This window comes from Aquabacterium sp. (genome assembly GCF_014378415.1).
Lineage (GTDB): Bacteria > Pseudomonadota > Gammaproteobacteria > Burkholderiales > Burkholderiaceae_C > Aquabacterium.
This window is the reverse complement of the sequence record NZ_JACMNS010000042.1, coordinates 1-12,923: the sequence shown is the minus strand read 5'-3', so window position 1 is coordinate 12,923 and position 12,923 is coordinate 1. Positions and strand designations below refer to the sequence as shown.

Annotated in this window: 9 protein-coding genes and 1 riboswitch; of the genes, 2 read left to right on the top strand and 7 right to left on the bottom strand. The window is 60.6% G+C overall.

Features of this window, described 5'->3' with window-relative positions:
* The first annotated feature begins 145 nt into the window (after positions 1-145).
* Positions 146-269, top strand: a riboswitch (ZMP/ZTP riboswitch).
* 56 nt (positions 270-325) lie between these two features.
* Together glyA and nrdR are read left to right on the top strand one after the other, a co-directional pair.
* Positions 326-1,576, top strand: a complete 1,251-nt coding sequence (gene glyA / locus H7225_RS04485; RefSeq protein WP_290659588.1) for a serine hydroxymethyltransferase — start codon at positions 326-328, stop codon at positions 1,574-1,576.
* An 80-nt stretch (positions 1,577-1,656) separates the two neighbouring features.
* Complete coding sequence (nrdR, locus tag H7225_RS04480) at positions 1,657-2,127, top strand: transcriptional regulator NrdR (protein WP_290659587.1); 471 nt, start codon at positions 1,657-1,659, stop codon at positions 2,125-2,127.
* A gap of 24 nt (positions 2,128-2,151) precedes the next feature.
* Here nrdR and H7225_RS04475 read toward each other — a convergent pair whose 3' ends face one another.
* The 7 genes from H7225_RS04475 to H7225_RS04445 all read right to left on the bottom strand — a co-directional run.
* The gene (locus tag H7225_RS04475; protein ID WP_290659586.1) at positions 2,152-5,706 is read right to left on the bottom strand and encodes an amino acid adenylation domain-containing protein; all 3,555 of its coding nucleotides are present in this window, start codon (positions 5,704-5,706) and stop codon (positions 2,152-2,154) included.
* Between the two features lie 2 nt (positions 5,707-5,708).
* Entirely contained in the window at positions 5,709-6,224 is a 516-nt protein-coding gene (locus tag H7225_RS04470; RefSeq protein WP_290659585.1) for a type IV pilin protein, read from the bottom strand.
* Positions 6,224-10,036, bottom strand: coding sequence for a PilC/PilY family type IV pilus protein (locus H7225_RS04465; protein ID WP_290659584.1), 3,813 nt, complete (start codon positions 10,034-10,036; stop codon positions 6,224-6,226). Before H7225_RS04465 ends, H7225_RS04470 begins: the two co-directional genes overlap by 1 nt.
* Before the next feature lie 40 nt (positions 10,037-10,076).
* Positions 10,077-10,589, bottom strand: coding sequence for a hypothetical protein (locus tag H7225_RS04460; RefSeq protein WP_290659583.1), 513 nt, complete (start codon positions 10,587-10,589; stop codon positions 10,077-10,079).
* A 112-nt stretch (positions 10,590-10,701) separates the two neighbouring features.
* Positions 10,702-11,724 (bottom strand): PilW family protein, encoded by a 1,023-nt coding sequence (locus H7225_RS04455; RefSeq protein ID WP_290659582.1) that lies wholly within the window; start codon positions 11,722-11,724, stop codon positions 10,702-10,704.
* Positions 11,721-12,296: a type IV pilus modification protein PilV gene (pilV, locus tag H7225_RS04450; protein ID WP_290659581.1), complete on the bottom strand. Its 576-nt coding sequence runs from the start codon at positions 12,294-12,296 to the stop codon at positions 11,721-11,723. Before pilV ends, H7225_RS04455 begins: the two co-directional genes overlap by 4 nt.
* A gap of 17 nt (positions 12,297-12,313) precedes the next feature.
* The coding region (locus tag H7225_RS04445; RefSeq protein WP_290659580.1) for a GspH/FimT family pseudopilin at positions 12,314-12,923 on the bottom strand (610 nt) is incomplete at its 5' end.

Below are 12,923 nucleotides of genomic sequence, written 5' to 3'. Positions count from 1 at the left end.
TGCAGGGCACTGGTGCAGTCGCGCCTGCGGTGGTGATCCCGCCTGCGGCCGTGCCGACCGCGCCTTCAGCCAGTGACACGGCCCCCATTCGCCGGGCTGAACAGGTGGCTTTGGCGCACTGAGGTGCCCAGTCCGATACAATTCACACTTGCCGCGCGACTGGCGATAGACGGCCCAACCAGGGCCTGAGGTGGTGAACCACCGGGAAGCGCGGCCGGCACCAGGCATCTGGCCTGATTGCTGTTGCGCCGTTCGCCTGGGCAGCCCTCTGGCAGCAATGAAGTGCTGCGGTGGGTCTTCACACGACTGAAGAGGACTGCCTTTCATGTTTGACCGCGCCCAACAAACCCTGGCCAACGTTGATTCCGAGATCTGGTCTGCCATCCAGCTTGAGAACAAGCGCCAGGAAGACCACATCGAGCTGATCGCCTCGGAAAACTACACCTCGCCCGCTGTGATGCAGGCGCAGGGTTCGCAGTTGACCAACAAGTACGCCGAAGGCTATCCCGGCAAGCGCTACTACGGCGGCTGCGAATTCGTGGACGTGGTCGAGCAATTGGCCATTGATCGCCTGAAGCAATTGTTTGGCGCTGAATACGCCAACGTGCAGCCCAACTCTGGATCGCAAGCCAACCAGGCCGTGTTCTTCGGCCTGCTGCAGCCCGGCGACACCATCATGGGCCTGAGCCTGGCCGAAGGTGGCCACCTGACCCACGGCATGCCTTTGAACATGTCGGGCAAGTGGTTCAACGTGGTGAGCTACGGCCTGGATGCCAAGGAAGACATCGATTACGAGGCCATGGAGCGCCTGGCGCGTGAGCACAAGCCCAAGCTGATCATCGCGGGCGCTTCGGCCTTTGCCCTGCGCATCGACTTTGAGCGCTTTGGCAAGATCGCCAAAGAAATCGGCGCCTACTTCATGGTGGACATGGCCCACTACGCTGGCCTGATAGCGGCGGGCGTGTACCCCAACCCCGTGCCGCATGCCGACGTCGTCACCTCGACCACGCACAAGAGCCTGCGCGGCCCCCGTGGCGGCATCATCCTGATGCGCGGCGAAGACATCGCCAAGAAGATCAACAGCGCGATCTTTCCGGGCATCCAGGGTGGCCCGTTGATGCACGTGATCGCGGGCAAGGCCGTGGCTTTCAAAGAAGCCCTGTCGCCCGAGTTCAAGGTTTATCAACAGCAAGTTGTGAAGAACGCGGCAGCCTTGGCTGACACGCTGATCCAGCGCGGCCTGCGGATCGTGTCGGGCCGCACTGAAAGCCACGTGATGCTGGTGGACCTGCGCCCCAAGAACCTGACGGGCAAGGAAGCCGAAGCCATCCTGGGCAAGGCGCACATGACGTGCAACAAGAACGGCATCCCCAACGACCCGCAAAAGCCGATGGTGACCAGCGGCATCCGCCTGGGCAGCCCCGCTTTCACCACGCGTGGCTTCAAGGAAGAACAGGCCATCGCCGTGGGCAACCTGATCGCCGATGTGCTGGACAACCCGCACGATGAAGCCAACCTGGCCCGCGTGCGCGAGAAGGTCGCGGCGCTGACCCGCGATTTCCCGGTTTACCGTTGATCGATTGATATTGCAACCCGGCCCCTGTGCCGGGTTTTTTGTTTTTATTGTCTTGCTTGCCGTTTGGATGGGCCTTTGCCATGCGTTGCCCTTTTTGTGCACACCCCGATACCCAGGTCGTTGAAACCCGTGATTCTGACGAAGGTGATTCGACGCGCCGCCGCCGCCGTTGCGGGGGGTGCGACAAGCGCTTCACCACGTATGAGCGCGCTGAAATCGAACTGCCCGCCATCGTCAAGCGCGATGGGCGGCGCACTGACTATGAGCGGACCAAGCTGAAGGGGTCAATGATGGTGGCGCTGCGCAAGCGCCCGGTGAGCGCCGAGGCGCTTGACCTGGCGATTGAATCGATCGAGGCAAGGTTGCGCCAAAGTGGCGACAAGGAAGTGAACTCGACCCAACTGGGCGAATGGGTCATGAATGAGTTGCGCAAGCTGGACAAGGTGGCTTATGTGCGCTTTGCGTCGGTTTACCGCAGCTTTGATGATGTGAGTGAGTTTGTGGCGGCGATCAAGGAGACGGCGAAGCGGGTGGGCAAGGAGAGTAGCTGATCCGAGCACGAGGCGCGATGGACATCACTGCTTTGGATTCCTTCCCAGCCATCTTTGCAGAAAGCCGGGCGCATTCACTGGAGCGGCTGAGGCGGTGGTTTCTGAGCTTGCCTGGTCATACGAGCTGGCCAGTTGAGCCAGGGTTTCGAAGATATAGCGCCGAGCGCTGACCCGCTTGCCAGTCACCTTTTCCATTTTTGCAATGGCCTGAACAGCGAGCAGCGAATGCCCGCCCAGGTCGAAGAAATTGTCGTAGACCTGAATGTGGTTGACGCCCAGCAGTTCTTGCCAGATCAAGGCCAGCAGCTTTTGGGTGTCGGTGCTCAGTGAGCTTGATGGCGCTTCAGGATGCGGCGACTCGGGAGCGGTGATGGTGGGCGGCGGCAAGGCTTGCCGGTTGACTTTGCCATTGGCCAGCAGCGGGATTGCCGGCAACTCGACATAGTGCTGGGGCTGCATGTGGTCGGGCAGGCAATGCCTGGCGTGTTCTCGCAGAACTGCCATCGAGGGCATGCTTTGACGCGGCACGACATAGGCCACGAGCCTGACGTCGCCTGGTGTGTCTTCTCGGGCAATGACCACAGCGCGGGACACGGCGGGATGTCGGGACAGCTGGGCTTCTATTTCACCAGGCTCGATGCGGTGTCCCCGAACCTTGATCTGGAAATCAAGGCGGCCCAGGTGTTCAAGCTCACCGCTCCAGAGCCAGCGGCCCAGGTCGCCTGTTCGGTACAGCCTGGCATCGGGTTTGTTGCTGAATTGAGTGGGAACAAAGCGTTCGTGTGTCGTGGATTCGCGGTTCCAGTAGCCGGAGGCGACGCCGTCGCCGCCAATCGCGATTTCACCTGGTGTGCCGACCGGGCAGTGGTGGCCATGCTCGTCGAGAATCCAGACTTGCGTGTTGGCGATTGGGCTGCCAATGCGGATGCCATCGGCGGGTTTATTGACTCGCCAACAGGTGGACCAAACCGTCGTTTCGGTGGGGCCGTACATGTTCCAGACTTGCTCGGCCCTGCTCAACAGTTGGGCCGCCAGGTCTTTGTTCAGGGGCTCGCCACCGACCAAGGCCTTGAAACCCGTGGTCCGGCCAGTCCAGCCCGCGTCGATCAACAGGCGCCAAGTGGACGGGGTGGCTTGCATGACACTGATCTGGTGCTGGGTCATGAGTGCGTTGAGGGCGTGTCCATCCAGGACATCATCCTGGCTGGCCATCACGATGTGCGCGCCGACGGTCAATGGCAGCAGCAACTCCAGCACCGAGATGTCGAACGACAGCGTGGTCACCGCCAAAACCCGATCCCGGGCTCCGAGCCCTGGCATGTTGGCCATGCTGGTCAGAAAATTGCCCAGGGAGCGGTGGGGAATGACGACCCCTTTGGGTTGACCTGTGGAGCCCGATGTGTAGATGATGTAGGCCGCATCGTCACTGTCCAGAGGCCTTGGCGCTTCACTGCCCCAGATGGTGGCTGCCACGGCATGGTCCAGCAGCAATTGCAAGCCTGGGGGCCACTCCATCCGTGATTCGAGACTTTCGTGCGTGATCACCAGCGACAGCTTGGCGTCTGATGCCATGTACTGCAGGCGTTCGGCGGGATAGGCGGGGTCGAGCGGCACGTAAGCCGCCCCGGTCATCCAGATGGCCAACACGGAAGCCACCAGGTCGGGGCCACGTTCAAGGCAGATGCCCACGCGGTGCTGATGGCCGATACCCTGGTCCCGCAGGGATTGGGCGATGTGCCGTGCCTGGAGGAGCAAGTCCGCGTAGCTGACTGTCTGGTCGCCGAAACTGATGGCCAAAGCGTGAGGATGCCGATGCGCCTGATCGCTGATCAGATCAAGGGCATGGACGTTGGCGGGATCTTGCTGTGTCGTGGTGTCGTTCCAGCGCTGCAGTTGCGCGCGCTCGGCAAGGCTAAGCCATTTCAGTGTTGACAACCGCGCTTGCGGCTGGGCCATCACCTGGTTCAGCAACGTGAGGTAGTTGTCGACCAATGCGCTGGCCGTGGCTTCGTCGAACAGCGTGTCGGCGTATTCCAGAAAAATGTGCCGGGTCTGCTCGGTGTCGACAACCAGTGTCAGCGGAAACTGCGTGGAGCCGCGGTCGAACAGAAAACGGCTGGTGTCCAGCTCATGGAATGGCGCCTGTCCTTGGGCGGCATTGGGCACATTGAGCATCACCGACAGGCCCAGCGGGGTGTCTTCGTGGCGGTGAGTGGCGCCCAGCTTCTCGACCAGCAAGTCAAAGGGCAGGTCCTGGTGGGCGTAGGCTTTCAAGGCCGTGGCTTTGACACGGTCCAGCAACTCCTGAAAGCTTGGGTCGCCGGACAGATCATTGCGCATCACCAGGGTGTTGACCAGGCTGGCCACCAAGTGTTCGGTGTCGGCATGGTGGCGATTGGCAATGGGCGTGGCCACCGCGATGTCGGTTTGCCGCGCCTGGCGTGATAGCAGCACGTTCAGGCAGGCCAGCAAGATCATGAAGGGGCTGTGCCCACCTGAGGCCGCCATCTTGGCCAGGCCGTTCAAGGTGCTGGCGGGGATGGGCCTGGTGATGCGCTTTCCCGATCGGTACCAATGGGGTGTGGCAGGCTTGTCCGTGGGCAGGCTCAAGGGGGGCAGATCCTTGAGCTGGGCTAGCCAGTATTGCAGTTGTGGCTCGAGGTACTGCATGACCGGCGGGCTGAGCTGCCAGTGGGCATGGTCGGCGCAGTCGATGGTGTGACTTGTCAGTGCGGGCGTTTGACCTTGGCACAACGCGCTGTAGGCTTGCGCCAGCTCCCGGGTCAGATTCAGGTTGGACCACAGGTCAATGATGATGTGGTGGGCTATCCAGGCCAGGATGTGGTCGTTGTCGTTCAAGCGCACCAGGTGGCATCGCCACAGCAGCGGGCTCGTCAGGTCAAAGGGCGTGGTGGCCGAGTGATGGAGCAACTGCCTGGCAAGGCGTTCTTGGTCGGCTTCAGGGTGGGGCCCGAGGTCGGCTTCGAGCATCTGGATGGGCGGCAGCGCATCGACGATGGATTGCTGCAAGCCCTTTGATGTGGCGGTGAAGCTGGTTCGAAATACCTCGTGCTGCGACCAGACGGTTTGAACAGCCTTGGTCAGCGCGCTGCGATTCAGCGGCCCTTTCAGGCGCAGCGCGAAGGGGACGTTGTAGGCGGTGGATTCAGGGGCGAACTGTTGCACCAGCCACATGCGGCGTTGGCCGTGGGAGGTGGGTAAAGGTTGATCCCTGGGTTGCGGCGCGATGCGTGGCAACGGTGGCGGTGGTGTGCCAGTGTGCTGGTGTTGTAGTTGTGTGACGACGATCTGAGCCAGTCGTCCAACCGTCATTTGATCGAACATCAGATCAAGGGAAATGGTGGCGCCAAACTGGTCGCGCAGGCGGGAAACCACCTGGGTGGCAGAGATGGAGTCACCGCCCAGATCAAGGAAGTTGTCTTGGCGTGTGAAGGTGAAGGCTGGTAGTTCTAGTACATCGGCCCAGATCTGGGCGATTTTGTTTTCTAGATCTGTTGCGCGCAATTTCGAGGGTGAAACGGTGGCCAGTATTGGGCTGTCGGGCTTCAGTGAGGGCACGTTTACTTCCAGCAGTCCTTAACGGTGGCGGTGGCATCAGTGGCTACGCCTTTGACGCCGGTTTGAGTCAAGGTCAGGGTGCCGCATTTGTCTGACGCCATGGAGCCCGTGGGTTCGGCTTGCAGGGTGAATGTGGTTGCGCTCAGATTGTTCGCTGGAAGACTGATGCTGTATTGCTTGGTGCTGTCGGTGCTGTTTTTGGGGGAACGGCTCATGGAATCAGGCAACACCACCGCGGTTGTCCCGTTTATTTGTGTCTTGTAACTGTTGTGCGCTGAGTAAAAGCGCTGCATGAATTGCGCAGCCTCCAGCATCACTGCTTCAGCCTCGACCCGACGACTTCGTTGCACATATTGGGTGTAGGACGGGTAGGCAATGGCGGCCAGGATGCCGACGATGGCCACCACGATCATTAGCTCGATCAAGGTGAAACCGTGGGAACGTCGGGGGATGGGCGAAGAACTGAGCATGAAAGTGGGCCTTGGAATTTCCGAGAGCAGAATGGTTCGCGTCATCATCAGGGCGCCGGAGGATTGAGGAGTTGGCGCCAGGTGCGGTCAAGCACTCTGAGTGGAGAAACGGTAATTTTGGAGGGATCGAGGCAGTCCTGCCCGTCGCGCGCGCCTTCCGCGTTCTGGGCGCTGCCCGCTGTGCATTTGCGCGTGACCTTGTCCGGCCCGGCTCCGGTTTCGAAGTCCAGCGGGGATTCTCTGCGCACAATGATCTGCGGTCCTGCCGGTGTGCTCATGCCGGCGGAGACGATGTCATTACCATTGATGACCGAATTGCCATCGGTGTCGAAGGAGGGCACGACCTGTTGTGCCCCGTTGAGCAGTTTCAGCAAAAAGGCATAGCCCTTGGCAGTTTGGTTGGCGCCACAAGTTTCGCCGGCATTCGGGGCAGGGGTCAATGCGGTGATGTAAACCGATTCACCCAAGGTCTGCAGAGCATCGATCACCCGGGGATGATCGAAGACACTGCCGCCGACGGGCATGTTCAGATCCAGCAGCCAGCCCTTCTTGGTACCCCAATCGACAGGCTTGGATTTCAGTTGAAAGAAGGTATCTGTCTTGGCTACAGTATTGCCGCTGCCATCAATGACGGTAATGGGGTTACCTTGAGCATCCACTTGGTTGACCACGGTGAAACCGGTGATCTCTTGGTTGACCAAGAGGGAGTCTGCGGCGCGCAGCGAACTGCCGCTTGGGATGGGTACCGCTCCAGTGCTGGTTTCCGTTGCCTTGACCTTGTCCCACACGCCGTACAAAGTTTGGGTTTGGATGGTGTCGCTGTCGGTGTCGCTGAACAGACGGCCTGTACCGAACACCACGATGTTCCCACCGTTGGGGTGGCTCCTGACCACGGGTGCGGCAGTGATGGCTTGCGGAGCACCTTGTGAGTCAGTGGATGTCATCAGTGGTGACCCGCCGTAGCCAGCAATCATCATCCCAGTCGAGCTAGCGTATTCAAAGCGCCAAAGTTTGCCGGTTGCGTCACCAGCGTAGGCGCCTAGGACCGCATTCGTGGTGCTGCTCTTGATGAGGCTCACACCACCCAGGCCATTGGCGGTGGCGCTGCCCACAGTCACTGAGTCCACAGCGCCAGATTCAAGGTCGATCACGAGCAAGGCGGCTCTGCCCGACTGGCTGTCCAGGCCGTTCCCCACAAAAACTTTCCACTTTCCATTGGGCAGCATGCCCACCTGGGGCTGGCTGGTGATGTAGCCGATGTCGTTCTTGCCGACGTCGCTGCCGCCGCTTGTGCCAGCGGGGCCGTTCACTTCCCACAGGACCGAACTGGCGTTCAGCGTGGCGGGGGTGCTCGTGTTCAAGCGCAGGGCAAATACAGAGCGCCCGCCCGCACCCATGGTGCCGACCACGACATTGGTCCAGGATGAGGTGTCTCCGCTTTTGAGGTAGGCGTCCGATTCGACCAGGGGGCCATCTACGAAGAACTGGTGGAAGTTGGCCGCCGAGCCATAGTCCCGGCGGGCCAGCTTGTACAAGTTGCCCACCCCAGCGTAGGGCACAAAGCCGAATTTTTCTACGCCGGTTTCATCGAACACGTGCAGCATGCCGCCATTGCCACCGATGAACAGGGCGCCATTGGTGCGCTCGCTTTTATCCTTCAGATATGCGAGGTACTTGCTGGCGCCCACATCGGGAGCCACGGCGGGGGCGGGCACAGCGTCGGCAGCCAGCTTGACATAACCTAGGTCAAAACCGCCTTTGACAAACAAGGGCGTGGAGTTCACGAAGTCCGGCAACAAGGCTTTGCGATTGCGGCGTGGAACGCCATCAGCGGGGTAGTTACCTCGCAAATAGTCCACCAGGTTGGCGCTGGCCTGTGAGCCCATGGCGCTGATCAGGTCGGCGCTGAAATTCGTGTAGTTGCCTTTGGTGAATGCCACGGTGCTGCCTGCGCCAGCATCCCTGATGAATATGTTTCGGGCATCCGGCGCGGGTAAGCTCGATTCCGCATTCCAGAGTTCGACCGAGGCAATGCCCAACTCGTTCAGCGCATAAGCCAGGATGTTGCCGGTCCAGTTGATGGGCTGGTACTGCGGCACGAACTTGATGTTGTTGGTGATCAAGGTGGGCGCCGCAGTGGCCACGCCTGCTTCTTTCTGAATGGATTCGCTGCCCAATTGCAGCGCTTTTTGAAGCGAGCTGGTGAGTGTGTCCGAGTCCTTGGCCGAGAAGTACTCGCCACGGCTGTTCACGGCGGCGTGCCATAGATCGTCGATCACGTTGCTTGACCAGCACACGCCCCCTGTTTTGCCGCACAGGGCCAATCGGTCCAGTTGTGCCAACGTGGTGGGCATGGTGCCGGTCACACCCAGGCCCACGGTGAACTGGGTCAGATGCTGCCAGGTGGCCGGATCGCTTTTGTAGGGGCTTTCCGTGCTGTCGATCTTGACTACTTCATTGGCCACATTGGGCTGCAAATCGGTTGCCCAGTACTTCATGGCGATGTCCGCCAAGGTGTCGGATGTGTCGTCGCGGAAGGGGTAGACGTTATAGGGGGCCACGTTGTTGCTGGCATCCACATTGCCCACGGCAGAGTACGAGTCGTTGTAGTAGCCGTCGGTGACCAGGATGTTGTAGGAACGCCGGCAACTGAGTTTGGTGGCCGACCCGGCGCCGGGGTCAGAGCTCCAGGGGCTGCCGTTGTCTTCTCGCTGGAAATAGGTGCCTACCCCGGCCAGTGCGATGCGGTTGGGTGTGCGGCCGTAGGTGGGGCGATTTCTGAGCCAATCGTAGAAGCTGCCTTTGTGTGCGGTGCTGAGATTGCGTACCCCCTGCTGAACAATGGTTTCTGCTCGGGAGTCGACCTCGAAGTTGCCTGAATGGATGGTGCCCCAGCCCAGTCGAATCGAGTCGTTGACGTCGCTGAAGGCCGACGGGATGGCGCCTTGCGTCAGCAGCAGACGGGATCGGTAAAACACGAACCAGTTGGCATAGTTATCCAACTCTGCCGCCTGGCTGCAGACGGTGGAGGTCCCGGAGACGGTGCAATCGTTCTCGCGCTGTGTGTATGCGCCAGGGTATGTTTTGTTTCCAGTGGTATTCAGGTCGTACAGGGTGTAGCTGGTGGGCAGCGGAAAGTTGGGCGACTGGCCAGCGTTGAGCAAATAGACGATGGCCGGGTTGTAGCTCTTTGGGGTGGCGGCGCAAGGCAAGTAGGTTGGCGCGCCAGCACTGGTCGAGCAATACCAGCGGGCCGTCGGGCTGGCGTTGGTGTTGGTGAGGTTTACCGCAGGGGCTTTGGTGGGAGGGTCGAAGCCGGGGGCCAACATCAGGGGCGATAAGTAAGCTCTGGCGGGTGTTGCCGCGGCGAAGCTTCGTCCTTGGGCATCCACCCAGGGCTGGTATTTGACGGCCGGGTTGTAGTAGATGCTGTTGATCTGCGGAGACCGCATCTGCATTTGAGCCAGCAGGGTTCCTGCGTCTGCGGGGGCTGATGAGACGTCGGCAGCCACATGGTGGATATCGGACCTGTCGGGTTCGTTCCAGGACATGTTCGCGTCAATCTCGTCCGGGTGCATGTAGACCCGTGCGTCGCTCGGGAAGCTGACGGTTTCAATCCTGGTGCCCACCACCACGCTCTTGACGCCCTCGGGCATGTATTGGTAGGTCATGGACCCGGAATCGTCCAGGGTCAGCACGAAGTTGGGTCGGGGCTTGTTTTCAGCGCGGTTAATCAGAGGGCTTTGCGCGGGTGCGGCCCACAGAGGCAAGGCATGTGCCAGTAAGAGCAGCAGGCCCGTCAAGCGAAGCAGGGGGCGAGATCCGAAGCCTGATGGCGGTTTGATGGTCATGTTCAACATACACAGTCCTGTCGATTTGAGCGAGCTGGCGGCCATTCAATTACTTTTCCAACCGCAAAACGGATTGCAACCAAACCACCGATCCGGCCTGGGTGCGGCCGCTGGCTTCCTGATAGTCATTGCTGAAGCCTCTGGCAGTGACCACGACCACTTGCTCGGTGGTCCCAGGCACAGAGCGGTATTGCGCCATGCATTGGGGGGCAAAGCGGGGTGGGTCGTTGGCCTCGATCGTGGCCGAAGTGAGGATGTCGCTGGGCACATTGACTTGTCCTGCGTTTGAGGGAGCGGGCGAGTCTCCTGTCACCGCGGCGGCCGCTGCTGTCCACTGCGCGAACTCAACCCAGTATTCCTTCTTCGATGGGGTGACAGCGGGCTTCACATAAGTGGCTTTGATGGCGGGGTCGTCGACGCGCGCCTTGCCTTCGCAATAGCCCAGGGCGGTTTGCGCAGCCTGCATGGCCTGCGCCTGACGGCGGGTGTTTTGGCTGATCATGTCGGCGTTCAGGCTGTTGCGCATGACGGCTGCCGATGTCAGTGCAATGACCACCAGCATGATGAGCGCAATGATTAGCACCACCCCAGTCTGCTGGCGTGAGGCGGTCGGTTGTCTGGGCGGGCGAACGCGCCGAGTGAGGGGGGGCGTCAACATGATGATGGTGCGTGCGTCAAATGCGGTTGTTCAACACGACGGTGGTCGTGAAGGCGCGGTAAATGCGGCGGTCAGTGGGGGTCATCACGGTGGTCGGTGCGGCAGCGTTGCTGCAGCCACGGTAGGGCGTGGCTTGGTCCAGCACGTTGTCCTCGCTACGCACCACCAGGCATATCCGCACGGCAATCACTTTGTCCCAATCGCCAGTGATGGGATCGCCCACATCGCTGGCGTTGATGTAGCGCACGACTCGTTTGCCGGGTCTGTTTACGGCAGTCACCCCCCCCACGGGAACGACTTGGGCGGTGTCGGCCACGCCGTAGCTGATCTGCATGTCCTCGATGTTGTTGACCAGCGGCTGGAAGCCGTTGCCGGGGCCGCCGAAGTTGGTCGTTGCAGCGGCGGCATCGAAATCGACATCGATGGTGGCATGTTTACCGCTACCCAGGCATTTCAGCCCCAGGTTTTTTCCATCGGTGGAATCGGTGTCGATCTTGAAGCGGCTGTCTGATACCCAATAGTCCAAAGGGCTGGCGCCTTTGACCAAGGCCGTGCCCACGCAGTCGGCTGGTGCGTCCGTTCCTCCGCCCGTCGGACTCACCAAGGGGCCGTTGCGTTCATCGGCCTCGTAGCGCACGATCAGGCTGTCAGGTGGGTTGATGGCGGCGCCTGCTGCGATGGTCTTGCAGGTCACGGCGCTGGGCTTCATCGCGTATTCACCGGATTTGAAGCCGCCGTCGCAGCCGATGATGGCTGCGCCTTTAAGCCTGCGGTTGATGCCGAAGCCATCAAAGCCGTTGTTGGCGTCGGGTTGACTGAACCCCGCCATGCTGACGTGGGCGCGCAAGATGCCCAGGGTGATGGACGCGTCTTCGGAGACCTGGGACAGTGCGGCAGCCTGGCGGGACCCCGCCTTGGAGTGCAGGTAGGTGCTGAAAACCGCGCCGATCACCACCAAGCCGATGGCCATGGCCACCATGAGTTCGATCAACGAGATGCCACGCTGCCTCGGTATGAAATGCGGGGAGGTCTGGTTCATGAGTCGGTGATTCGAAAATGCATGCATTGCGGCACGGTGGTCTGCTTGGCATCGGCGGCCAGCACATCGGTGGGGCAGGACGAGGTGCCGCCTGGTTCAGCCTGGTTGCCGCCTTGAGTGCTGTTGGGCTCGGTCCAGATCAACCACAGGTCAATGCCGCCATTGGCTTCTCGGGTGGAGACGAAAGCCTCACCCTGAGGCAGCGCGTTGTAGACGCTGACCAGCCAGTCGGCGACGTCCTTGTCGGCGATCTGCTGGGTGCTGCACTTTGCATCCTTGGTGTCACAGCCGCTACCCCCGTTTGGTTTGGCTGGAGGGTAGGCCTTGGGCGTGTGAGCGTAATTGCCCGCGGTTTCAGTTTCCTGAGGGCGATTGGCGCGCATGCGGTCTGTCAGGTCGCTGGCCAGCAGGGCACCAATGGCGCGGTATTCACTGGCCTTGGCGTATTTCGTGGTGTTCAGTTGCAGGATGACCATCGCCAGGATGCCCAGAGATATCACCAGCATCGAAACGAGCACTTCGATCAGGGTGGCGCCCTGCTGGCCTTTTGAGGTTGGCTTGCGTGAACTCATGGTGAGAGGCCTGATCTCTAGCATGCGCCTGCCGCTGACTTGACGCGACCTTGTTTGCTGGTGGTGACGCATTGTTGAAAAAGCGGTTTGGCATCGGCCGATGAGCTGATGGTGTAACTGGCGGCCGCGTTGCTGGAGATGCCACTGGCCAGGAAGGAGACCGACTTCCGGCTGTCGCTGGATGTGATCTGCCCAGAGCGGATACCTTGCTCAACGCGGATGAGGGTGTCAACGGTTTCGTACGCACCAGTCGAGCCCGATGCGTTGGGGGGATAGTCCACGAAAATCAGCCATCCGGTTGACCAGTTTGTGGTCTCATTCGCAACGCAGGCAGGGGGATCGGCCGAAGGATCCGGGCTGGGGCAGATGGTCACCACGCCACCGCGCTTAAGCGCTTCAGACCGTGCCAGCCTGAAGGCCGATGACAAAGTGTCTGCATCGGCTGCGACCTGTTGTTTGAGCAAGAAATCTCGCAAATTCGGCGCACCAATCGCCAGCAAAATCGCCAAGATAGAAACCGTCACCATCAGCTCCACCAGCGTGAAGCCCTTGCCCCTGATGTTTGTGTGTCGAAATGCACGTTTATTCATGCTTTGGATTGTGCCCGCCCGTGCTTTTCGTGAACAG

Excerpts from the sequence above, each read along its gene's own strand:
- glyA (WP_290659588.1), top strand. The coding sequence starts at position 326 with ATGTTTGACCGCGCCCAACAAACCCTGGCCAACGTTGATTCCGAGATC.
- nrdR (WP_290659587.1), top strand. The coding sequence starts at position 1,657 with ATGCGTTGCCCTTTTTGTGCACACCCCGATACCCAGGTCGTTGAAACC.
- H7225_RS04470 (WP_290659585.1), bottom strand. The coding sequence starts at position 6,224 with ATGATGACGCGAACCATTCTGCTCTCGGAAATTCCAAGGCCCACTTTC.
- H7225_RS04465 (WP_290659584.1), bottom strand. The coding sequence starts at position 10,036 with ATGTTGAACATGACCATCAAACCGCCATCAGGCTTCGGATCTCGCCCC.
- H7225_RS04460 (WP_290659583.1), bottom strand. The coding sequence starts at position 10,589 with ATGCTGGTGGTCATTGCACTGACATCGGCAGCCGTCATGCGCAACAGC.
- H7225_RS04455 (WP_290659582.1), bottom strand. The coding sequence starts at position 11,724 with ATGAACCAGACCTCCCCGCATTTCATACCGAGGCAGCGTGGCATCTCG.
- pilV (WP_290659581.1), bottom strand. The coding sequence starts at position 12,296 with ATGAGTTCACGCAAGCCAACCTCAAAAGGCCAGCAGGGCGCCACCCTG.